20 protein-coding genes and 1 other RNA gene are annotated in these 21,579 nt (G+C 68.1%); 11 read left to right on the top strand and 10 right to left on the bottom strand.

Going from position 1 to position 21,579, the window contains the following annotated elements; genetic code table 11:
- Positions 1-43: 43 nt before the first annotated feature.
- The 7 genes from cutA (at position 44) to accC (ending at position 8,350) form a co-directional block, all read left to right on the top strand.
- Positions 44-367 (top strand): divalent-cation tolerance protein CutA, encoded by a 324-nt coding sequence (gene cutA / locus LL964_RS04465; RefSeq protein ID WP_104586000.1) that lies wholly within the window; start codon positions 44-46, stop codon positions 365-367.
- 16 nt (positions 368-383) lie between these two features.
- Positions 384-2,705, top strand: coding sequence for a protein-disulfide reductase DsbD family protein (locus LL964_RS04460; RefSeq protein ID WP_104586002.1), 2,322 nt, complete (start codon positions 384-386; stop codon positions 2,703-2,705).
- Between the two features lie 232 nt (positions 2,706-2,937).
- Positions 2,938-3,013: non-coding RNA, sX9 sRNA (locus LL964_RS04455), on the top strand.
- A 136-nt stretch (positions 3,014-3,149) separates the two neighbouring features.
- Positions 3,150-5,312 (top strand): prolyl oligopeptidase family serine peptidase, encoded by a 2,163-nt coding sequence (locus LL964_RS04450; RefSeq protein WP_425478137.1) that lies wholly within the window; start codon positions 3,150-3,152, stop codon positions 5,310-5,312.
- 504 nt (positions 5,313-5,816) lie between these two features.
- The gene (gene aroQ / locus LL964_RS04445) at positions 5,817-6,263 is read left to right on the top strand and encodes a type II 3-dehydroquinate dehydratase (RefSeq protein WP_104586005.1); all 447 of its coding nucleotides are present in this window, start codon (positions 5,817-5,819) and stop codon (positions 6,261-6,263) included.
- Between the two features lie 96 nt (positions 6,264-6,359).
- The gene (accB, locus tag LL964_RS04440) at positions 6,360-6,845 is read left to right on the top strand and encodes an acetyl-CoA carboxylase biotin carboxyl carrier protein (RefSeq protein ID WP_104586011.1); all 486 of its coding nucleotides are present in this window, start codon (positions 6,360-6,362) and stop codon (positions 6,843-6,845) included.
- A 137-nt stretch (positions 6,846-6,982) separates the two neighbouring features.
- Positions 6,983-8,350, top strand: coding sequence for an acetyl-CoA carboxylase biotin carboxylase subunit (gene accC / locus LL964_RS04435; RefSeq protein WP_104586013.1), 1,368 nt, complete (start codon positions 6,983-6,985; stop codon positions 8,348-8,350).
- 257 nt (positions 8,351-8,607) lie between these two features.
- On the opposite strand, the gene LL964_RS04430 is transcribed toward accC, so the two are convergent.
- Positions 8,608-8,973, bottom strand: coding sequence for a hypothetical protein (locus LL964_RS04430; RefSeq protein ID WP_104586015.1), 366 nt, complete (start codon positions 8,971-8,973; stop codon positions 8,608-8,610).
- Positions 8,970-9,899, bottom strand: coding sequence for a hypothetical protein (locus LL964_RS04425; protein ID WP_104586474.1), 930 nt, complete (start codon positions 9,897-9,899; stop codon positions 8,970-8,972). Before LL964_RS04425 ends, LL964_RS04430 begins: the two co-directional genes overlap by 4 nt.
- A gap of 582 nt (positions 9,900-10,481) precedes the next feature.
- Here LL964_RS04425 and prmA point away from each other — a divergent pair.
- Positions 10,482-11,405 carry a 50S ribosomal protein L11 methyltransferase gene (gene prmA, locus LL964_RS04420; RefSeq protein WP_104586017.1) on the top strand — a complete coding sequence of 308 codons (924 nt, stop codon included), beginning with the start codon at positions 10,482-10,484 and terminating at the stop codon, positions 11,403-11,405.
- 12 nt (positions 11,406-11,417) lie between these two features.
- On the opposite strand, the gene LL964_RS04415 is transcribed toward prmA, so the two are convergent.
- Positions 11,418-11,915 (bottom strand): hypothetical protein, encoded by a 498-nt coding sequence (locus tag LL964_RS04415; protein ID WP_104586019.1) that lies wholly within the window; start codon positions 11,913-11,915, stop codon positions 11,418-11,420.
- 145 nt (positions 11,916-12,060) lie between these two features.
- Here LL964_RS04415 and LL964_RS04410 point away from each other — a divergent pair, with 145 nt between their 5' ends.
- The 3 genes from LL964_RS04410 (at position 12,061) to fis (ending at position 14,013) form a co-directional block, all read left to right on the top strand.
- Positions 12,061-12,438, top strand: coding sequence for a helix-turn-helix domain-containing protein (locus LL964_RS04410; protein WP_104586021.1), 378 nt, complete (start codon positions 12,061-12,063; stop codon positions 12,436-12,438).
- Between the two features lie 125 nt (positions 12,439-12,563).
- Complete coding sequence (locus LL964_RS04405) at positions 12,564-13,625, top strand: DUF3426 domain-containing protein (RefSeq protein ID WP_104586023.1); 1,062 nt, start codon at positions 12,564-12,566, stop codon at positions 13,623-13,625.
- A 115-nt stretch (positions 13,626-13,740) separates the two neighbouring features.
- Positions 13,741-14,013: a DNA-binding transcriptional regulator Fis gene (gene fis, locus LL964_RS04400; protein WP_104586025.1), complete on the top strand. Its 273-nt coding sequence runs from the start codon at positions 13,741-13,743 to the stop codon at positions 14,011-14,013.
- Positions 14,014-14,261: 248 nt separating this feature from the next.
- Here the strand turns inward: fis and LL964_RS04395 are convergent, their stop codons facing one another.
- The 7 genes from LL964_RS04395 to LL964_RS04365 are packed head-to-tail and all read right to left on the bottom strand — an operon-like array spanning position 14,262 to position 21,521.
- Entirely contained in the window at positions 14,262-15,236 is a 975-nt protein-coding gene (locus LL964_RS04395; protein WP_167395224.1) for a phosphatidate cytidylyltransferase, read from the bottom strand.
- Positions 15,233-15,865, bottom strand: coding sequence for a lysophospholipid acyltransferase family protein (locus LL964_RS04390; protein WP_104586027.1), 633 nt, complete (start codon positions 15,863-15,865; stop codon positions 15,233-15,235). Before LL964_RS04390 ends, LL964_RS04395 begins: the two co-directional genes overlap by 4 nt.
- Complete coding sequence (locus LL964_RS04385; RefSeq protein ID WP_104586029.1) at positions 15,862-16,506, bottom strand: CDP-alcohol phosphatidyltransferase family protein; 645 nt, start codon at positions 16,504-16,506, stop codon at positions 15,862-15,864. Before LL964_RS04385 ends, LL964_RS04390 begins: the two co-directional genes overlap by 4 nt.
- Positions 16,506-17,993 (bottom strand): TIGR04222 domain-containing membrane protein, encoded by a 1,488-nt coding sequence (locus LL964_RS04380; RefSeq protein WP_104586031.1) that lies wholly within the window; start codon positions 17,991-17,993, stop codon positions 16,506-16,508. Before LL964_RS04380 ends, LL964_RS04385 begins: the two co-directional genes overlap by 1 nt.
- Complete coding sequence (locus LL964_RS04375; protein ID WP_104586033.1) at positions 17,990-18,436, bottom strand: hypothetical protein; 447 nt, start codon at positions 18,434-18,436, stop codon at positions 17,990-17,992. Before LL964_RS04375 ends, LL964_RS04380 begins: the two co-directional genes overlap by 4 nt.
- Positions 18,433-19,770, bottom strand: a complete 1,338-nt coding sequence (locus LL964_RS04370) for a phosphatase PAP2/dual specificity phosphatase family protein (protein WP_104586035.1) — start codon at positions 19,768-19,770, stop codon at positions 18,433-18,435. The genes LL964_RS04375 and LL964_RS04370 overlap by 4 nt, the downstream gene beginning before the upstream one ends.
- Positions 19,767-21,521, bottom strand: coding sequence for a bifunctional alpha/beta hydrolase/class I SAM-dependent methyltransferase (locus tag LL964_RS04365; RefSeq protein WP_104586037.1), 1,755 nt, complete (start codon positions 21,519-21,521; stop codon positions 19,767-19,769). Before LL964_RS04365 ends, LL964_RS04370 begins: the two co-directional genes overlap by 4 nt.
- Positions 21,522-21,579: the final 58 nt, after the last annotated feature.

Genomic DNA, 21,579 nt, shown 5'->3' with positions numbered 1-21,579 from the left:
ACGGTCGATCCCCCGCAGGCGGGGCATTACACTGCCCGATCCGATGACTGCCTCCTCCCTCCATCTGCTACTGAGCACCTGCCCCGATACCGACAGTGCCGAGCGCATCGCGCATGCGCTGCTGGAGGAGCGGCTGGCCGCCTGCGTCACCCAGCTCCCCGGCGTGCAGTCGCTGTACCGCTGGAACGGGGCGATCGAACGCAGCCAGGAGGTGCAGTTGCTGATCAAGACCTGGGAAGACCGCCTGCCGGACGCCATCGCACGGCTGCAGGCCCTGCATCCGTATGCACTGCCGGAGGCGGTGGCGGTCCAGGCCAGCGCCGGGTTGCCAGCCTATTTCGACTGGGTCCGGGCCGAAACCCGCTAAGGAATCCTCGACGTCCATGAAGTCCCTGTCCCGCTGCATCGCCCGCTGCACGCTCCTGGCCGCCCCCGTCATCGCCGCCGCGCTCGCGCTGGTTGCGCCCGCCGCGCAGGCGGTCAGCGAGGCCGACCTGCTGCCGGTGGATCAGGCCTTCGCCCTGAGCGCGCAAGCCGACAGCCGCGACCGCATCCAGTTGCAGTGGAAGATCGCGCCTGGCTATTACCTGTATCGCCATCGTATCGGGGTCAAGTCTGGCCAGGGCTTCGCCGCGGGCGAGCTGTCGCTGCCGGAAGGCGAGAGCAAGCACGACGAGTTCTTCGGTCAGGTCCAGACCTACCGCACGCGCTTGCAGGCGACCCTGGCCGGCACCGCCGAGCCATCGACGCAGGATGCGGTGCTGCAGGTGCAGTACCAGGGCTGCGCCGATGCCGGGGTGTGCTACCCGCCGCAACGCCGCGAGATCCGCGTCCGTCTGCCTGCAGCGCCGGGGGACGGCGCCGCCACCGCGCTTGCGGCGCGCCCGCGCGAGAGCCTGGGCGCGCTGGTGCCGCGCGGCCCGCGGCTGTTCGGCGCGAACGCCCAGGCGGCCGGCATGGATGCATTGCCGTTGCCTGCCGAGCAGGCATTTCGGTTCGAGGCCATCGTTGGCGATGGCAACAGCCTGTTGCTGCGCTTCACTCCGGCACCGGGCTACTACCTCTACCGCGATCGCACCTCGCTGGCGGTGGAAGGCAGCAACGGGGTCCGTCCCGGCTTGCCGCGCTGGCCGCAGGGCAAGACCCACCGCGATGAACACTTCGGCGATGTCGTGGTGTATTTCGACCAGGCCGAAGTCACCCTCCCGCTGCTGCGCGAGCGTGCCGACCCGACCCCGATGACACTGGTGGCCACCTTCCAGGGCTGCCAGACCGACGGCATCTGTTACCCGCCGATGACCCGCCGCGTGGCGCTGGAACTGCCGTCCGGCACGGTGTCGCCGCCGAACCAGGCGCAGGCCGCCCCCTTGATGATCTCGCCGCTGGCCGCCGGACAGGCGGCGAGCGGCGCGGCACCGGCTCCACGCGCCGACGCCGCGCCCGCCGCCGCGACATCCGCTGCGGCCGACAATCCGGCGCGCACCCAGCCGCCGCATACCGACAAGGGCTTGCTGGCGATGCTGGCGCTGGCCCTGCTCGGCGGGCTGGTGCTGAACCTGATGCCGTGCGTGCTGCCGATCCTGTCGCTGAAGGTGTTGGGCCTGGCCCACAGCGGCGAAAGCCGCAGCCACGCGCGCAGCCACGCCATCTGGTATTCACTGGGCGTGCTGGTGTCGTTCGCCGCGATCGGCGGGTTGGTGATCGCGCTGCGCGCGGCCGGGCAGGCGGCTGGCTGGGGCTTCCAGCTGCAGCAGCCCTGGTTCGTGGCCGCCTTGGTCTACCTGATGTTCGCGATCGGCCTGAGCCTGTCGGGCGTGTTCACGCTGGGCAGCAATCTGGGCGGCATCGGCCAGTCTCTGGCCGCGCGCAACGGGCCGCTCGGCGACTTCTTCACCGGCGTGCTGGCCTGTGTGGTCGCCAGCCCGTGCATCGCACCATTCATGGGCACCGCGCTGGCTTATGCATTCACCGCACCCGCGGCGCTGGCGATGCTGGTGTTCCTGGTGCTGGGCCTGGGCCTGGCGCTGCCGTTCCTGCTGATCGGCTTCATTCCCTCGCTGGCGCGGCGCCTGCCCACGCCCGGCGCCTGGATGGAAACGCTCAAGCAGGTACTGGCCTTCCCGATGTATCTCACCGCGATCTGGCTGCTTTGGGTGCTGGGCAAGCAGCGCGGTGTGGACGCGGTGGCGTTGATGCTGGTCGGCGCCACCTTGCTGGCGCTGGGCCTGTGGTGCTTCGAACGCAGCCGCTGGAAGGGCAACCGCCCGGGCCTGCGCCTGGCCACGGTGATGCTGGTGCTGGCCATCGTGCCGGTGGTCGGGGTCACCCGCCTGCGCCTGCCCGCAGCCACCGCCGCCAGCGAAGGCGTGGTCGCCTTTTCGCCGCAGCTGCTGGACCGCCTGCGTGCCGACAACCGCGTGGTGTTCGTCAACATGACCGCCGACTGGTGCGTGACCTGCAAGGCCAACGAGAAGAACGTGCTGAGCAGCGCCGAATTCCGCGACGCCCTGCGCCGGGTGGATGCGGTGTACATGAAGGGCGATTGGACCAATGTGGATCCGGCCATCAGCACCTTCCTGGACCAGCACCAGGCGGTAGGCGTGCCGCTGTACGTGGTCTATGGCCCCGGCGCCCCGCCGGCGATCCTGCCGACCGTGCTGACCGGCGCGATCACCGAGGATGCGCTGCTGCGCGCGGCGCGCTGAGCCCGGCGGCGCTGTTGCGCCGCAGCGCCGACCTTGAGTTGTGCCGTCGAGACGATCCGCGCAACGTGGATGCCGTTGTCGTCGGAAGCCTGCGCGCCGCCGCATGTCGACGACCATCATCCGGCGCCAGCCGGCCCTCAATTCATTCACTCGGCTGCATCCGAATATTCAGAGCGGCTAACAAAACTACTGCGCCGCCGTCAGGCGGGCGCGGCCGGTGCTCGGAATCCTCATGTACCAGACGTACACTCCGGTTCCTCCGCGCCGTCCACACCCACCTGACGACCGCTCGCTACGTTCTGTTAGCCGCTCTTGAACTTCTGTATAAAGGCCCGCAGTGCGAAGCGCGTTTCTCAAAAGCGCATTTCTCAACAATATTCACTGCGCGACCATCACGCGATCTTCGACTTTATGCTGTCGCCCCCCTTGGCCGATGGCAACATAATGGTCCCCACGTCCACTCGCACCCTTTTCGGTGCAGCGTTGTTTCTTTTCGGCGTCGCAGGCGCCTGTGCAGCAGCTGCGATGCCCGGCATTACGACTGCCGCAGCCACAACGCCGCCTGCAGACCAGTATCTGTGGCTGGAAGACATCACCGGCACGAAAGCACTCGACTGGGTGAAGCAACAAGATGCACGCACCGAGAAACAACTGGCCGATACCGCCGATTTCAAACAGCTGGAAACGCGCATCCGTGAAGTCATGGACTCGGATGCGAAAATTCCTGACGTACAGAAGATCGGTGACAGCTACTACAACTTCTGGCAGGACAAACAGCACAAACGCGGCATATGGCGACGGACCACACCAGCCGAATACCGCAAGCCTTCGCCGAAATGGGAAACCGTGCTGGATCTGGATGCCCTCAACCAGAGCGAGGGCAAGGATTGGGCATGGCAGCACGAAGACATCGACTGTCTGCGCCCGGCCTATCGCCGCTGCCTGATCACCCTGTCGCGCGGCGGTGCCGATGCCGACGTCACGCGCGAGTTCGACCTGGTCGACAAGCAGTGGGTGCAGGATGGCTTCGTCCGGCCCGAAGCCAAGGGCGAGCTGTCCTGGATCGATCAGGACACCGTCTATGTCAGTACCGACTTCGGTGCTGGCACCACCACCGATTCGGGCTACGCGCGCGTGGTCAAACAGTGGAAGCGCGGCACCGCCCTGGACACCGCCACGACCGTCTACGAGGGCAGCCCGCAGGATATGCGCGTGAAGGCCTTCCATGACGACACCCCGGGGTTCGAGCGGGATATTGTGATTCGCGAGTTGGGCATCCGTAACAAGCGCTGGTATCTGCGCGAGCGCAGCGGACGCCTGGTTCAGATCGAGGTGCCGGACTCGGCGAGCAAGCAGTTGCATCGCCAATGGCTCACGCTGGAGTTGCGCGAGCCATGGAGTGTCGACGGCAAGACCTATGCAGCCGGCACACTGCTGGCCACCCGGTTCGACGACTTCATGGCGGGCAAGCGCGCCTTCGAGGTGGTCTTCCAGCCCACCGACACCGCCTCGCTCAGCAGTGCAGTCTGGACCCGCTCGCACCTGGTGCTCAACATCCTCGATGACGTCAGAACGCGGTTGAGCGTGCTGACGCCCGGTGCGCAGGGTTGGAAGCGCAGCGCGTTCGTCGGTGCACCCAGCTTCGGCGCTGCAGAGATCAAGGCGCTGGACGACCTCGACAGCGATGCAGTGTGGCTCACCGTCGCCGACAACCTCACTCCGCCCACACTGTCGCTGGCGCAGATCGGCAAGCAACCGCAGCGCCTGAAAGCACTGCCGGCATTCTTCGACGCCAGCCGGTTTGTCATCGAGCAACACTTCGTCACCAGCAAGGACGGCACCCGCGTCCCGTATTTCCTGGTCCGCCCGAAGGCGCTGGCATTCGATGGCAGCGCACCGACCCAACTCTATGGCTACGGCGGTTTCGAGATCCCGATGCTGCCGTACTACTCCGGCGTCATGGGACGGGCTTGGCTGGAGAAGGGCGGGGTCTTCGCACTGTCCAACATGCGTGGCGGCGGCGAGTACGGCCCGCGGTGGCATCAGGCCGCACTCAAGCAGAACCGGCACAAGGCTTACGAAGACATGGCCGCCATTGCGCAGGATCTGATCGCGCGCAAGGTCACGTCGGCCAGACACCTGGCCGTGCGCGGCGGCAGCAACGGCGGATTGATGGCCGGCAACATGCTGACCCAGTATCCGCAGCTGTTCGGCGCGGTGGTGATCGAAGCGCCGCTGCTGGACATGCGGCGCTATAACCATCTGCTGGCCGGTGCCTCATGGATGGACGAATACGGCAATCCGGACACTGCGGACTGGTCGTTCATCCAGACCTTTTCTCCGTATCACCTGTTCGATCCGAACAAGACCTATCCGCCCACGATCTTCCTGACCTCCACCCGCGACGATCGCGTCCACCCCGGGCATGCACGCAAGATGGCCGCCAGGATGCTGGATGCTGGCAAGGATGTCGTCTTTTACGAAAGCACCGAGGGTGGCCACGCCAACCCCGGCGATAACGCCGCAGCCGCTCACAGCGCCGCGCTGATGTACACCTTCCTGTGGCGAAAGATCGGAAGCGACGCCGCCGCGGCCGAAGGCCGGTAGCGCCCACCGTCGGCGGCGCACCTCGGTGCGGCACCGGGCGTTCGCGCTGCACGCTGCACGCTGCAAGTCCATGCAGCGTGCAGCGTGGGTGGGCACAGTCGCCGCGGCAGGCCGGGCGCGCGATCCCATCGGTCGCCTTACGCTCGCCAGCGGAGAAGCCGAACCTGCTGCCGCCGACACGGCACAGTGATGTGCAGCCAGGGATGATGCTTGGCCGGGCCCCTGCACTTCGCCTTACCAGTGCCGGGATCGGCACCTGTCGTGCACTCGGGGGCGCACGATCGGCGAGTTCGAGCGGCATGGCGGCCAGCCAGCGATGCGGATTGCCGCGGCGCGCATGCCGGGCCTCCCGCCCAGGACATGTCGCCGATACCCGCAGTGTCCACCGCCATCGGCAATTGCCGCCAGATTCAAACGATCGTTTAAAACAAGCGTAACTTCTGCTATCTGGACAGCATCGCCAGCATCGCGCAGACTTCCGGCCTGTCCACTCCGCCGGATCCCATGGCCCACCTGCTGCTGTTGCACGGACCCAACCTCAATCTGCTCGGCACTCGCGAGCCGGAGGTGTATGGGCGCACCACGCTGGCACAGATCGACGCGGCCCTGGTGGATCGCGCGCAGGCGGCCGGACACAGCCTGACCTGCCTGCAGTCCAACGCCGAACATGTGCTGGTGGAACGCCTGCATGCCGCCCGCGAGGACGGCACCGCCTATGTCCTGATCAACCCGGCCGCCTTCACTCACACCTCGGTGGCGCTGCGCGACGCGCTGCTGGGGGTGGGCCTGCCGTTCGTGGAGATCCACCTGTCCAACCCGCATGCGCGCGAGCCGTTCCGCCATCACAGCTATTTCAGCGACAAGGCCGATGGCGTGATCTGCGGTTTCGGCGCCGACAGCTATCGGCTGGCGCTGGAAGCGGTGATCGCGCGCCTGGAGCGCGACGCATGACCTTCACCCCAACCTCGCCGGCCCACCCGCCAGCGGCCTGACTTCCATTGCGCCGGTTCCGCCGGCACCGTCCACCGATTCACTCAAGAGGCCCTCATGGATCTCCGCAAAATCAAGAAACTGATCGACCTGCTCGAAGAATCCAATCTCGCCGAAATCGAGATCAAGGAAGGCGAGGAGAGCGTGCGCCTGGCACGCGTGCCCAAGGGCGCCCAGGTGATGGGTGCCCCGGTGCAGCACTATGCCCCCGCGCCTGCCGCAGCGGCACCGGCGGCGGCCAGCATGCCGATGCAGTCGCCCACCGAAGCCTCCACCGGGGGTGCCAAGCAGGGCGCAGCGCTGCCGGAAGGCCACGTGCTGCGCGCGCCGATGGTCGGCACCTTCTACACCTCCCCGGCGCCGGACAAGCCGGCCTTCGTCAGCGTCGGTCAGCAGGTCAAGGCCGGCGAAACGCTGGCGATCATCGAGGCGATGAAGATGTTCAACCCGATCGAAGCCGACATCTCCGGCACCATCGTGGCCATCCTCGGCGAGACCGGCCAGCCGGTGGAATTCGATCAGCCCTTGTTTGTGATTGGTTGATTTGCCGGGACCCGGGACTCGGGACCCGGGACCCGGAAGAGCAAGGGCAGCGGTGAAAACTGCAGCCGGTTGCTTTTTCGGGTCCCGGGTCCCGGGTCCCGGGTCCCGAACACCCCTTGTGTTCGGAATCCCATCCCATGCTCGATAAAGTCGTCATCGCCAACCGCGGCGAAATCGCGCTGCGCATCCTGCGCGCGTGCCACACGCTCGGCATCCGCACGGTCGCGGTGCATTCCACGGTCGACCGCAACCTCAAGCACGTGGCCATGGCCGACGAGTCGGTGTGCATCGGCCCTGCTGCGTCCAGCGACAGCTATCTCAATATCCCGGCGCTGATCGCCGCGGCCGAGGTCACCGATGCCCAGGCCATCCATCCTGGCTACGGCTTTTTGTCGGAGAACGCCGACTTCGCCGAGCGGGTGGAAGAATCGGGTTTCATCTTCATCGGCCCCAAGGCCGACACCATTCGCCTGATGGGCGACAAGGTCGAAGCGATCCGTGCGATGAAGGCCGCCGGCGTGCCGTGCGTGCCGGGCTCGGGCGGCCCGTTGGGCGATGACATCGTCGCCAACACCAAGATCGCGCGCGAGATCGGTTACCCGGTGATCATCAAGGCCGCCGGCGGCGGCGGCGGGCGCGGCATGCGCGTGGTGCACTCGGAAGCCGCGCTCAAGGCCGCGATCGAGACCACCAAGTCCGAAGCCAAGGCCGCCTTCAGCAACGATCAGGTCTACATGGAGAAGTTCCTGGAGAATCCGCGTCACGTGGAGATCCAGGTGCTGGCCGACGGCCAGGGCGGTGCGATCCACCTGGGCGAACGCGATTGCTCGATGCAGCGCCGTCACCAGAAGGTGGTGGAAGAAGCGCCGGCACCGGGCATCACCGAAGAACTGCGCAACGAGATCGGCAAGGTCTGCGTGGATGCCTGCATCCGCATCGGCTACCGCGGCGCGGGCACCTTCGAGTTCCTGTTCGAGAACGGGCGGTTCTACTTCATCGAAATGAACACCCGCATCCAGGTGGAACACCCGGTCACCGAGCGCATCACCGGTATCGATCTGGTGTGCGAACAGCTGCGTATCGCCGCTGGCCACAAGCTCAGCATCAAGCAGAGCGACATCGTATTGCGCGGTCACGCGATCGAGTGCCGCATCAATGCCGAGGACCCGGAAACCTTCATGCCCAACCCGGGCCTGATCACCGCCTTCCATCCGCCGGGTGGCCCGGGCGTGCGCGTGGATACGCATATCTACGCCGGCTACAAGGTACCGCCGAACTACGACTCGATGATCGGCAAGCTGATCGTGCACGGCCCGGACCGCGAGACCGCGATCGCACGCATGCGCGTGGCGCTGAGCGAGATGGTGGTGGACGGCATCAAGACCAACATCCCGCTGCAGCAGCGCATCATGCGCGACAAGGGCTTCCAGGCCGGTGGGCAGAACATCCACTACCTGGAAAAGCGCCTGGCCGAGCGCAAGAACAAGTCGATTGCGTTGACCTGATCGCAGCCGCCACGGCAGCGATGAAAGCCCGGAAAACCGGGCTTTTCATCGCTCCGGGTGCAGCGCGCCGGCACTGTGTCGCGCCATCGGCCCTGCAAGCCAGCCGCTCCATGCGTAGGAGTTCGAGGATCTGCAGCCCTTGGTCGTCTGCACACGTGAGAACGGCGGAGCTGCAGCCGCACCTATCCGCCGTTGCCGCCTGCGCTACCGGATGCGCAGCGGCGGCGCGCCTATCGCCGCGCGAGGCACTGCATCGTTCAAGGCCGCGACGCAGGCGCCTGCTGGCTGCCCGGCACCGGCACGATGCCGCTGGACGAGGACGGATCGACCACGGTCATGGTTTCGGTAGAGCCGTCCGGCCAGACCACCTGGAAGGTGGAGCCGGCCGGCAGGGTCGAGAACGGCATCGCGCTGCCGGCGCGGTACACCGCCGCCACCTGGCTGGCGCCATGCCGGCGCTGCTGTTCGTCGGCATCCACGGTCGTCGACCTGACCGACAACGGCTGGTAACGGTGATCGGCGGTATCGATCATCACGATGCCCACCGCCGCGGCCGAATACGCCACGAACAAGACCACCCACAACCAGAACTTGGCGCCGTGCGCCCATCGACGGTAATTCATGACTGCGCTCCCGGCTCGGATACCAATGCATCGACCATCTCATCCACCCTGTCTGCTCCCTGCCGCGGTATCGCGGCATCGAATACGAACGACACGAAATCCTGCGCGCCTGCGCGCGAGCAGATGCCCGCATTGGCGCAATAACTGGTGACCAGCGTGCTCTCGGCACTGCAATCCAGGCCCAGCCGGCACGCAGCCACCTGCCAGGCCAGTTCGGCGAACTGGTCGCCGGCCACATAGCCTTCCAGACTGTCGTCGCCGCTGGCGCGCGCGCCCATCGCCGGAGCCAGTGCCAGATAGGCCTCCGGATCGCGCGAGGCCAGCACGCGCTGCACCAGCGCGCGCTTGTACGCCGCGCTGGCCTGCAGCGGCTCGCCCAGCGCCAGCAAGCCGGCCTCCGCTGCCAGGCTGCCGGCGCGCGCGGCGCGCAGACGCTGCTGCGCCACCAGGCGTGGGCTGAGCCCGTCGTGCGGAGCGAAACCCGCACACCGCTGCGCCACCCGCTCGCGCGCTGCGTGCATGGCGGCCACACCCGGCGTGGCCTGCGCGGCGATCCATTCGCTGTCGGCGGCATAACCGGCCGGGCTGGCCGCGTAGGGCGCGCAGTAATCGTAGACACGACTCAAGCGCCATCCGGCCTGCGCATCGCCGGCGCGCAGCTGCTGCTGCAATTGCTGCGCATAACGATACAGATCCGGTTGCGCGTCCACCGCATCGCGATACGGCAATTGCGAGGCGATTCCACGTTCCGCACGGGCGCGGGCATTCCCTGCCCGCCCGGCTGCCGGCTGCGCTGCGTCGGCCACGGTGCCGGCGACCGTAGCGACCGCGGCCGCCGGTTGCGCACGCACGTGCCACCACGCAGCCAGCGCGAGCGCGACGGCAGCGGGCAATAGCCAAAGATGGCGGGCGCGAACGAACGGCATGACCAGCGGCACCTCTGCTGCGGGAACGCCTGCAGCGATGGCGCGGAGTCTAGCACCCGGCTGTCCGTGAGGCCGCGGGCAAACGGGCGCGACCATTGGCGCAGATGTTCGACGAACATGGCCGCGCTACGTGGGCGCGATCGAGAACCGCGTGCGAGAAGCGCCATCGTCCGTGTGCGCTGCGCCGCGCAGACCGCGCGTGGCGATCGGTGTTCGGATCGGGATCATCTGCATGGCCTTCCCCAGCTGCCGTTGCTGCGCGGCATGCAGCTCGTGCGAGTCACGTGATTCGCTGCAGGCAACGTGGCATGGATCCGATGGGGTGGACACTGCTGCACGCCGCATTTGTCTGCGTCGCCGCTGCACAGAACCTTGCGCGCCACCGCGGACACGCATCCGCCAATCGATCAGCGCAACGCGCGTCGCATGCCGGACAGATCGCAGTGGCCATCCACGACCGTCCCGTCATGGCCCTCGAGCGGCAACCGGCACGCGACGCGAGGCCGTGGTGCGCAGCGCGAAGCGACGGCTGCGCGACGCCGGCTTGGTAGGATGCACGCTTCGAATTCACCGACCGCCACGATGCCGTTTCTTGAACTGACCCTGCCCTGCTCCGATGCCACCCAGCCCCGTTTCCAGAATGCGCTGGACGATGTCGGCGCGCTGGCGGTGACCCTGCTCGACGCCGATGCCGACACCAGCAACGAGCGCGCCATCCTCGAGCCGGGCGTGGGCGAAACGCCGCTGTGGAACACCCTGGTGCTGACCGCGCTGTTCGATGGCGACAGCGATGCGCTGGTGCTGCTGGCCGCACTGGAAGCCTTCGACCCCGGGCTGGACTGGAGCCAGGTCGCCTTCCGCATGGTCGAGGACAGCGATTGGGAACGCGCCTGGATGGATCAGTTCCAACCGATGCAATTCGGCGCGCGTACCTTCATCGTGCCCTGGAACCACGCACTGCCTGCCGCCGCCGCCGCCGCCGCCGATGCCGCGGTGGTGCGGCTGGATCCGGGCCTGGCGTTCGGCTCCGGTACCCACCCGACCACCGCGCTGTGCCTGCGCTGGCTGGACCGCCTGGCGACCGACGGCCAACTGCAGGGGCGCAGCGTGCTCGATTTCGGCTGCGGCTCGGGCATTCTCGCCGTGGCCGCTTTGAAACTGGGCGCGGCCACGGCGGTCGGCGTCGACAACGATCCGCAGGCGCTGCTGGCCAGTGCCGACAATGCCGAGCGTAATGCGGTGCAGGCGCAGTTGGCGGTGTACCTGCCCCAGGACGAGCCGGCGCAGACCTACCCGGTGGTGGTGGCCAACATCCTGGCATCGGCGCTGGACGCGCTGGCCGAGACCTTGGCCGCCCGCGTTGCGCCGGGTGGCCGGATCGCGCTGTCAGGCATCCTGCATGGGCAGGAAGACGAATTGCTGCAGCGCTACGCGCCCTGGTTCGAGCAATTGCAGTGCGAGCGCGAAGAAGACTGGATGCGGATCGAGGGCGTGCGTCGCCGCTGAGCCGCCGGCCGGTCAATGCGGCGGACGGCCGGTGCGGATCTGTGCCGTGGTCACCGCGTCGGTCACGCTGATCGCGCGCAGCAGGGTCACCGGCTGCCAGCCGTCGCGCTGCAATGCCGCGCTGCGCCAGCGCCCGGCGTGCCGGCCAGCGTGAAACCGCAACGCACACTCGACCACCAGCAACAGCAGCCAGGCAGCGGGCGTCCATGCCTGGGCGCCGGCCAGTGCAACGCCCGCGGCCCCTGTAACAGGCGGCAGGGCAGCCCACAGCAGCGGCCAGTGCCGGTGATGCATTGCCCATGCGCGCGGCGCCAGCACGGCCCACCAATGCACGCCGTCGGCGACTGCGGTCCAGGCTTGGCCTCGCCGCCAGACCTGGTAACGCGCGGCGCCGGCGAAGCGCGCGACCGCGGGGTCCAGCGGCGAATCGGCAGGCCATGGCGCCGTTGGCGGCGGCCACTGTGGGGCCGGGTGGCGCGGTTCCGGGGCGGCAGGCTCGACCATGAACATCCTCCTTGAGTTCGGCGTGATCGCATCGTCATCGACGCGAAGACAGTATCGCAAACATAGCGCGATATGAAAGACATACGAACTATCGCCGAGTGCTACTAGGGCTATATCTCCCGGCCCTGTCCGTTTCCTGTCCCGGTGCCGTGTGAGCAAGCTGTACGAACGGGTACGCGAAGCCCGCAGCTTCACCAAGCTGACCCAGGAAGCCCTGGCCGGCGAACTCGGTGTCACCCGTAGCGCGGTCGCGCAATGGGAGATGGCCGAAGGCACCGCGCCCTCGGTGGAGAACCTGATCGGGCTGGCCAAGCGCAGCGGCATGGCCTTCGAATACCTGGCCACCGGCCGCGGCGATCGCGTGTTCGGCCCACCGGTGTCGGCCATTGCCGAGGATCCGGCCCACTATCGCCGCCTGGACGACCAGCAGCGCATGCTGCTGGTCCGCTTCGACACGCTGACGCCGCGGCAGCGCAGCGGGCTGTTGGATCTGCTGCTGGCAGACGGGAAGACGCGACGCAGGCGCTGAGGTTCGGGATTCGGGAGTCGGAGGCGATGCCGCTGTAGCCTGGGCTGCATAGAGGATGCAGGCCCTGCGTTCGCCCGCTGGCGCGCACGTGGTTGAATAGAGGCCTTCCCGCTGCACGCCTGCCGATGTCCGAGACTCCGCCACCGCGCCGCCCCCTGGCCACGTTCCTGCGTGCCTCGCCCGCCGCCCCAACGCTGGTCCCGACGCCGGTGGTTCCGCCTGCCGAGCCGCCGGAGCAGACCTTGCCGGTGCCGCCATCCGAACTGCCGCCAGCACCCGCGCACGAGCCGGTCCCGCCCCCTGTACTGCCGCTGGTGCCGACGCCCGGCACCGCCCACCTGGAGGCCCGGTTCGACGATCGGCAACACGTGCCCGCGCCGGAAGCCGACAGCACCGACCCGGTCGGCATGCCGGGGGTCGTTTCGGTCGCCGTCTCGCCCCCGGTTGCGCTTGCGGACGTGCACGCCGCTGCAGCGTCGCCGTCGGCCGAGACGTCGCCCTCTGCCAGCCTGCACGGCATCACGCCGCCAGCGCCCATGAGCGTCCGCGCCATCCACACGGCCGCGGACGCCAGCCTTGCGGACGGCTTAGCCGCCTCCGACGCGGTGCTGCCGGGCAGCCAGACGGCCTACACCCGGGCTCCCGTTGCCGCGCCGCTGCCCCTGCCCGCCCCCGCGGCTCCGACGTTCGCACGGCGTGGGCTTGGTCGTCCGCGGCTGCGTGCCAGCGGACGGCAGTGGGCCATGCTGCTCGGATTGGCAGCCGCACTGGGGCTACAGATCGTCATCGCCGACCGTGCCCGCCTGGCCGGCGATGCGCGCTGGCGCCCGCTGGCGAGCGCGGCCTGCGCAGTGATGCGCTGCAGCCTGCCGGCCTGGCGCGAGCCGGCGGCGCTGACCTTGCTCAACCGCGATGTGCGCCCGCTGCACGGCATGCCCGGCGTGTTGCAGATCCAGGCCAGCTTTCGCAACGACGCCCGTTGGGCACAGGCCTGGCCATGGCTGCAGCTGTCGCTGTCCGATGCCGATGGCCGGGTGATCGGTACCCGCGTACTGGCACCGCAGGACTACCTGGGCCAGGTGCCGCCTGGACAGGACACGCTTGCCCCGGGTCAGGCGGTGCAGGTGGCGTTCGCGGTCCGCGAGCCCGCCGCGAGCACGGCCGCCTTCAGTTTCGACTTCCGCTAGCCGGACCGGACCTGCACGGCTCGCCACACGGGCGTGGCGAGCGATGAGGTCACGCGCTAGACTCACTCCCCCTCGCCGGCCACGCGTCCCGGCTTCGTGACACTGGGAACTTTCGTTGAACGCAGCCTCCTCCCGTCCTGACAGCAGTCGTGGCGTCCCGAAGTCGCCCCTGCGCGAACACGTGGCGCAGTCCGTGCGCCGTTATCTGCGCGACCTGGACGGCAGCGATGCGGACGATGTCTACGAGATCGTGCTGCGCGAAATGGAGATCCCGTTGTTCGTCGAAGTGCTCAACCACTGCGAAGGCAATCAGAGCCGTGCAGCGGCGATGCTGGGGATCCACCGGGCGACCTTGCGCAAGAAGCTGAAAGAATACGGGTTGAGTTGAGGCTCAGGATTCGGGACCCGGGACCCGGGACCCGGGACCCGGGACCCGGGACCCGCAAGAGCATGCGTGCTGCTAGGTCTAATTCAAGTGTTTCGGCAGCCGCACAATACCGCTCCGCTGTTTCAGAACCGCAGTGTGCGAAGCACCCGCTGCGCACGTCTGCTTGAAGCTCGCGATCGCCCCGAGGACCCGGGTCCCGGGTCCCGGGTCCCGCTTCCCGCTTCCCGCTTCCCGCTTCCCACTCCACCTCACGCCCAGCCGTAACGGATCAGGTGGAAGAACACCGGCGCGGCAAAGCACACCGAGTCCAGGCGGTCGAGCACGCCACCGTGGCCTTCGATCATGTGGCCCCAGTCCTTGATGCCGCGATCGCGCTTGATCGCCGACATCACCAACCCGCCGAAGAAGCCCATCAGGTTGGCCACCAGCGCCAGCCCGAACGCATGCCAGGGTGCGAACGGAGTGATCCACCACAGTGCCATCCCGAGCAGGCTGGCCGACAGCACGCCGCCGATGAAGCCTTCCACCGTTTTGGAGGGCGAGAGCTTCGGCGCGATCAGGTGGCGGCCGGCGAGCTTGCCCCAGATGTACTGCAATACGTCCGAGGACTGCACCACGATCACCAGGAACGCGATCAGCAGCAGGTTGCGCCCGGCATAGCCGGGAATCTGCAGGTTCAACAAGGCCGGCACGTGCGAGATGCAGAACACGCAGATCATCAGGCCCCACTGCACCTTGGCGGTGCGCTCCAGGTAGCGCGTGGTATCGCCGCCGATGGTGGCCAGGATCGGCAGCACCAGGAATGCATAGACCGGAATCAGCAGCGTGTACATGCCGTACCAGCCGGTCCACACCAACCCGTACTGCCAGGGCAGCACGATGTAGAACGCCGCCAGCAGCGCGTAATAGTCGCCACGCCGGGTGGGCGTGAGGGTGATGAACTCGCGCAGCGCGAACAACGACACCAGCGCGAACAGCACGATGACGCCGGCGCGGCCGAACACGAACGCGATGCCGACCACCGCCGCCATCACCCACCAGGCGCGAATGCGTGCCACCAGATTGTCCAGTACCGCGCTGGGCCTTGCGCGCGCGCGCCAGCGCAGGGTTTCGGAGATCAGCGTGGCGATCACCAGCACCAAGGCGATCCCGCTGAACAACCACAGCGTCTGCTGATGCATGGACGACTGCTGCAACTGCCCGCTGTACAGATACAGGCTCATGCGCGCGCCTCCAGCTGGTCCGGTGACAACGCCAGCAGCGCCTCACGCGCACGCGCCAGAAATGCGTCCTTGTCTTCGTCGGCATCCAGCCGCAACGGTGCACCGAAGGTGGTGGTGCACAACAGCGGCAGCGGCAGCCACTTGCCCTTGGGCATCACCCGCTTGAGGTTGTCGATCCACACCGGCACGAACTCCAGTTCCGGGCGCTGCCGCGCCAGGTGATACAGCCCGCTCTTGAACGGCAGCACGCCTTCGTCGGGATTGCGCGTGCCCTCGGGAAACAGGATCAGCGAATCACCGGCGTCCACTGCATCGCACAAACATTCGATCGGGTCGCGGGTGCGCCGCGCCGCATCGCGCTCAATCAGCACGCCATTGAACACCGCATGGATCAGATAACGCCGCAGCGCAGTGCGTTGCCAGTAATCGGCCGCAGCCACCGGGCGCACTTCATGCCGCAGGCTGGCCGGCAATGACGACCAGATCAGCACGAAATCGCCGTGGCTGGCGTGGTTACCGTAATACACGCGGCGCTCGTTGGATGGCGCGCAACCACGCCACAACGCGCGTGCACCGGTGAGCGTGCGGATGGCGCCGCTGCAAGCGCGGGCGACCAATCGGGCAATCATGTCTGCTCCAATGTGCGCACGATCGTGCGCAGCCGTAACACCACCGTCAGCAACGCACCGGCGATCAACACCGCCAAAGCGCCGCTCAGCAACCAGGCCGCAAGACGCGGCTGGCCCGTCCACTGCAGCGGCAAGGCCAGCAAGGCTGCCAGCGACAGCCACTGCATGCGCTGCACGCGGCTCATCGGCCCCTGCCGCGGTTCCGGCGTGCCGCAGGCCAGGCCCAGCATGCGCACATACGCGGTGGCCACGCAGCACAGCGCCGCCGCCCAGCCCAGTTGCGCGGCCCACGGCAGGCCGGCCTGCAAGCCATAGCCCAGGCCCACGCAGACAAGCACGTCGGACAGGCGATCGGGCGCGTCGTTGTAGACCTCGCCCGCACGCGACACCATGCGTGCCTGACGCGCCAGCACGCCATCCATGCGATTGCACCATAACCGCCCCTGCAAGCCGAGCACGGCCAGCAGCAAAGGCCCGGCGCCTTCGCGTGCGGGGGCGCTCAGGCCCACATAGAACATCAGTGCAGCCAACGCCGCGAACCCGATGCCCACCCACGACACCCCGTTGGGCGTGGCACCGCGACTGCGCAAGGCCTGTGCCCAGCGCAGCCGTCGCTGCCGTTGCCGTTGCACGCGTTGCATCAGTCACCTCCCCCGCCGCAGCCGCCACAGCCACCACCGCCATCGCTGCTGCCACCATCACCACCGTCGCCGCCTCCACCACACGTGCTACCGCTGCCGCCGTCATGGCCGTGCGGGGCACGCAGGCTGTGATAGTCCGCCCATGCGGTGCCTACCAGCGCGACGGTGCCATACAGCGCAACCGCTTCGGCGGGATCGCCACCGTTGCGTGCAGCGTCGCGCCGCAGCGCCTGCCGGCATGTCTGCAGGCAGGCATCGCCAGCCAGGGTGCGCCGCACCGGTACCAGCGCAAAGCCGAGGACGAGCGCGCTGGTCAGCACAATCAGGCCCAACAGGTAGCCCACCGGGTGGTTGCCTTGCACCCCGATCACGAGCTTGCAGGCGCCCAGCAGCCACACCAGGGCTACCGGCACGGTGCTGATCAGGCGCAGCCCGGCTGCCGCGCCCCCTGTGAGCCATAGCCCCTTGTCGATCAGGCCTTGCTTCAGCGGTGCGGCCTGCGCACGCAATGCGCGCAACGCCAGCAGCGGATCCTCGGTCGTGCGCAGGATCTGCAGCGCCGGCTCGAGTGCGGGCGTCACCGTGGCCTGCGGCTGACACGCCACCCAGCGGTATGCCGGCTCCCTCTCGTCGCGCTGCAGAGACACCGCATCACGCACCAGCAGTTCGGTGCACCACAGGTCGGCCACGCGGTCGGCACCTCCGCTCAGATAGGCCAGCTCGGCGGCCTCCAGTGTCCCGGCCGCGCGGCCGCGCCGCAGCACCCGGCGCAACCAGGCCGCCATCGACCAGGCCACACCGATCAGCGCAATGAACACGCACAGGAACTGAACACCTCGCCATTGCAGCGGCGACACCACCCCGGCACTGGATGCCGCCCCCAGCCATGCCATCACCGCCGCCAGCAGCGTCCAGCCGATCAACGCGCGAGGCAGCTGCCGCGACATGTCCTGGGGCGGCAGGCCGCGCAATGCGCGCAACATGGCCTCGGAGGTGTCGTCAGAGCGCTGCATGCTGACAGCGGGCTGCGGCGGCGCTGGCGGCCAGCACGACGCTGGCGGCTCGCCGAAGTGGGTGCGGTAGCGTTCCAGCGTGCGGCAGTACTGCGTCTGGAAGCGCGCAGCGTCATCCGCGCCCCCACGCCCGGGCCGATGGTGCAAGCTGGTCTGCAGCACCTGGGGGCAGAACCGCTGCCAGTACTCGCGGGTGTCGGTCAGGTGGGTATGCCAGACCTGATCGACGGGCGGGCTGGGCGTGACATCGTGCGAGTCGGTGCAGGCAAGAAAGCAGAACCGCCGGTATTCCTCCACCAGCCGTTGCGCCTGCGCGGTGCTGCAACGCACCTGGCTGGCCACGCGCTGGACGAAGGCCGGCAGCGCCTGCGCATCGTCGCCGAAGCGGTCATGCTGCAGGCGTTGCCATAGCGCCAGCTGCGCCGGCGTCGCCGCCATTGGCGCGGGGGGAACGGTGTCAGGCCTGTCGGTCATCGCCACACCCGCAACGCCAGCGCTGCAACCAGTGCCAGGGTCTGCACCGCCACGCTCAGCAGTTGCCACCGCAGCAGGCGGCGCATGCCGTTCCAACGGGCAGACCAGTCGCGTGGCGAAGGTGGCGTCGCCATCAGGCCAACCGCATGCAACGCCGCATCCAGCTGTTGCGCGGCGGTGTCTTCGCTGCCGCCACGATGCGCCAGCTGCGCGATCACGCCGTCCAGCAGGTCGGCATCCAGTCCTACCCGAAACGCCCAGTAGCGCTGCAGCATCCCGGCCAGCACGCTGAGCCCATAACTCAACTGGATCAACGGCGGCGCTTCGGCGACGCCGAGCAAGGCAATGGCCGCGGCCAGCAGCAACAACGAGAACCGGTCCAGCATGCCGCCCTGGCGCAGTACCGCGCGCATGGTTGCCAGGGTCATCAGGGAGGTGGTCATGGCGATCTCCGGTCGGGCACGTCCTGGTCGCTGTCATGGCCGCTGCAGGCCGCCGCGATGGCCGCGCGGTGCGCGTGTCCGAGCACGATCGCACCACGTACCGCGCGCAGCTGGGCGATGGCGCCGTCCACGTCGGCGGCGCGTCCGCTGCGAACCAGCCAGGTCGCGATGCTGGCCGCGCTACGCGAATAGCCCAGCGCGCAACACACCAGCACCGGTCCGCGCATGCGCGCCGCCGCGATGGCGGCTGCGGCGGTGCGCAGACTGGCAGGTGGCGGTGCCACCAGGTCCAGCATCGCAATCACCTGGTCGTGCGCACGCGCGGCGTGCAGCGACAGCTCGGCGCTGAGATCCACTACCGCTGCGAATGCGGCGCGCTGTGCAGGCAATGGAATGCGGCCCAGCCATACGTCGTCGCAGACCAGGCGTGGCAGCGGGTCGCGGCGCGTCCACAGGCGTGAGTTGCACCATGCGGCCAACAGATACGGCGCATACAACCAGCGCGCGGCAAGACTCAGCTGCCCGTCGCTGCGCTTCTGGAAGCCGAGCGGGCCAAGTGCCGCATAGTTCACTGCGACCAGCCCCAGCGACAGGCTCGGCCATAGCGCCCATAGCCCGGCACCGCCGCTCCAGGCCGCGAGCGCGGCGCTGGCGAGGGCGCCGGCCAGGTACGCCGCCGCGAGCTGCCAACGGCGTGCATCGCGGGCCAGCTGCGCCTGCGCGAACGGTGCGGCGATGCGCTCCGGCCATCGCCACACGCATAGCCAGCCCACCGCCAGCCCGGTGGGGATATCCACGAAGTGATGCTGATAGGTCGTCAGTACCGACACCCCGATCAGTGCGAACCAGCCGTGCAGCAGCCAGCGCCAGATGCCGCGCAGATGCTGCGCATAGCGCACCCACAGCACCACCAGCAGCACGATGTGCAACGACGGTGCCTGGTTGAACGGCTTGTCGAAGCCCAACAGCACCGCGAACAGCCAGCCGAACACGCCGTCGGTGTCCGGCCGCACGAAGCTGTAGCGCAATGGCCACAGCAGGAAACAGGCCACGCAGATCAATTGCGCGCCGAGCAGGCGCAGCGCATGCGTGTCCAGTTCGCGCCGGGTACGGCAGACGAAGAACGAGGCGGCGTAGAACAGGTCGATCGACCAGTACGGCACGATGGTCCACGGCCAGAACGGCATGCCATGCTCCCAGTCGAACACCACCGAGGGCACGTCCACCGCGCGCCCGGCCAGCAGATTGGCCAGGCCGTAGCTGAGGAAGAAGAACGGGCCCAGCAACGCCAGCCACAGCGCGGCACGGCCGGTAGGACGCGCGCCTGGCGTCATGCCTGGATCCGCTGCGCCAGCGACACGGTGAAGATGCCGAACGCATCGATACGCTGGGCCACCTTGCGAAAGCCCACCGCCTCGACCAGGCCGTCCATTTCCTGCTGGCTACGCCGACGCATCACCCAGGCCACGCCATCGCGATGGCTGGTGAGCGCGCGGGCGATGAATTCCAGCTGTGGGTGCCATGGCTGGCCGGTATAGAGCAGATAGCCGCCAGGCTGCACTGCGGCGGCCAGGCCGGCGAGCGAGCGCGCCACCTGGTCGTTGTCGGCAAACAGCTCGTACAGCCCCGACACCACCGCCAGGGTCGGCGCCGGCTGCACCGCGGCCAACGCCGCGGGATCGAACGCATCGCCTTGCTCGAAGCGCGCGATCTCGCCTGCACCCAGCGTCTGGATCAGTGCACTGCCCTGTGTCACGTTGAGTGGGCTGAAGTCGCGCAGCACGATGGCATCGGCACGCTGCGCGCCGCTGCCCAGCGCTTCCAGCACGTAACGGCCATGGCCGGCGGCGACATCCAGCACGCGCACCGGCTGGCCGGCCTGGCGCAGACGGCTGGCGGCATCGCGCAGCAACTCGCCCAGATGCACGCCGCGGATGCGGATACCGCGCCAGCCGATCGCGTCGAGATAATTGCGGTCGATCATGCGACCCAGCGGCCCGCGTCCACGCGCCTGGTTGCGATAGATGTAATCCAGCGTGCTGCCGGAATCGAAGCCGGTCTGCAGGCCGAGCGCGATACCTTCGGAAAGGCTGCCGCCCAGGCGTAGCCCGGCGCGTACACAGCGCCAGCGCAGGTCCTGCAGGCTATTGCGTTGCGGCGGCCAGGCCAGCCGCTCGGCCTCGTCGAAACTGGGCCCGGCGCGATGCGCATCGCGCAAGTCGGCACGTACCGGCGGCTGCGCAAAGCGCGCCTGCACGAAGGCGCGGATCGGCGCGAGCGCCAGTGCGCGGTCGCGTTCGCCCAGGGTGTCGTGGAAGAAGCCCGGCAGCCAGTGGCGCTGCTTGATCGGCGAACGCAGGTTCTCGTAGAAGCGGTCCTGCGGGCCGCGATGCACCACGAAATCCGCGCCGGACACCAGCAACTGGGTCGGCACGGTGATCGCCTGCGCATCGTCCACCACGCGCGCGGCGGCCGCATACAGACCCAGCAGCACGCGCACCGAGATCGGCCGGGTGATCAGCGGATCGCTGCGGTAGCTCTGCACGCGCTGCGCATCGTGGGTGAGCCACTGCGGTTTGACGTAGCTGTTGACGAAGAAGTTGCCGCGCAGCGCATGCATCAGCTTCAGCCCTGCGCGTGCGAACGGCACGTACAGCTTGACCTTGAACGCCGGTGAGGCCAGCACCAGCGCGCGCAGGGGCGGCGCGTAGTCGTGCACCCAGGTGGCCGCGATCACCGCGCCCACGCTTTGCGCGATCACCACGATGTCCTGCACCGCGATGCCGTGCACGCTGCCCAGGTGCGCGATGAAGCTGTCCAGGTCGCGCACCAGCGCCTCGAAGCCGGGCGCATCGCCGCGCGCGCCCGGCGAGCGGCCATTGCCGCGTGCGTCCCAGGCGAAGAATTGCGCGTCGGGCAGGTCCAGCTCTTCGGCCAGATGCATCACCCGCCCGGAGTGCTCATGCCCGCGGTGCAGCAGCACCACCGCCCTGGCAGACGCCACGGCCCCCTGCGTCGGCCAATGCCGATAAAACAACTGCGCGCCATCGAAACTGGCGAACTCACGCTCTACGACATCACGCATGGAATCATCCTGAAAAAGAAGTTGTCTTGGCAACGGCCGAACCGGCATCGGCCAGCCG

This window comes from Xanthomonas melonis (assembly GCF_020783655.1).
Lineage (GTDB): Bacteria > Pseudomonadota > Gammaproteobacteria > Xanthomonadales > Xanthomonadaceae > Xanthomonas > Xanthomonas melonis.
The sequence above is the reverse complement of the archived record's forward strand: the minus strand, read 5'-3'. Positions and strand labels throughout refer to the sequence as shown.

Coding starts and splice junctions, on each gene's coding strand:
- cutA (WP_104586000.1), top strand. CDS start 44: ATGACTGCCTCCTCCCTCCATCTGCTACTGAGCACCTGCCCCGATACC.
- LL964_RS04460 (WP_104586002.1), top strand. CDS start 384: ATGAAGTCCCTGTCCCGCTGCATCGCCCGCTGCACGCTCCTGGCCGCC.
- LL964_RS04450 (WP_425478137.1), top strand. CDS start 3,150: ATGGTCCCCACGTCCACTCGCACCCTTTTCGGTGCAGCGTTGTTTCTT.
- aroQ (WP_104586005.1), top strand. CDS start 5,817: ATGGCCCACCTGCTGCTGTTGCACGGACCCAACCTCAATCTGCTCGGC.
- accB (WP_104586011.1), top strand. CDS start 6,360: ATGGATCTCCGCAAAATCAAGAAACTGATCGACCTGCTCGAAGAATCC.
- accC (WP_104586013.1), top strand. CDS start 6,983: ATGCTCGATAAAGTCGTCATCGCCAACCGCGGCGAAATCGCGCTGCGC.
- LL964_RS04430 (WP_104586015.1), bottom strand. CDS start 8,973: ATGAATTACCGTCGATGGGCGCACGGCGCCAAGTTCTGGTTGTGGGTG.
- LL964_RS04425 (WP_104586474.1), bottom strand. CDS start 9,899: ATGCCGTTCGTTCGCGCCCGCCATCTTTGGCTATTGCCCGCTGCCGTC.
- prmA (WP_104586017.1), top strand. CDS start 10,482: ATGCCGTTTCTTGAACTGACCCTGCCCTGCTCCGATGCCACCCAGCCC.
- LL964_RS04415 (WP_104586019.1), bottom strand. CDS start 11,915: ATGTTCATGGTCGAGCCTGCCGCCCCGGAACCGCGCCACCCGGCCCCA.
- LL964_RS04405 (WP_104586023.1), top strand. CDS start 12,564: ATGTCCGAGACTCCGCCACCGCGCCGCCCCCTGGCCACGTTCCTGCGT.
- LL964_RS04395 (WP_167395224.1), bottom strand. CDS start 15,236: ATGAGCCTGTATCTGTACAGCGGGCAGTTGCAGCAGTCGTCCATGCAT.
- LL964_RS04390 (WP_104586027.1), bottom strand. CDS start 15,865: ATGATTGCCCGATTGGTCGCCCGCGCTTGCAGCGGCGCCATCCGCACG.
- LL964_RS04385 (WP_104586029.1), bottom strand. CDS start 16,506: ATGCAACGCGTGCAACGGCAACGGCAGCGACGGCTGCGCTGGGCACAG.
- LL964_RS04380 (WP_104586031.1), bottom strand. CDS start 17,993: ATGACCGACAGGCCTGACACCGTTCCCCCCGCGCCAATGGCGGCGACG.
- LL964_RS04375 (WP_104586033.1), bottom strand. CDS start 18,436: ATGACCACCTCCCTGATGACCCTGGCAACCATGCGCGCGGTACTGCGC.
- LL964_RS04370 (WP_104586035.1), bottom strand. CDS start 19,770: ATGACGCCAGGCGCGCGTCCTACCGGCCGTGCCGCGCTGTGGCTGGCG.
- LL964_RS04365 (WP_104586037.1), bottom strand. CDS start 21,521: ATGCGTGATGTCGTAGAGCGTGAGTTCGCCAGTTTCGATGGCGCGCAG.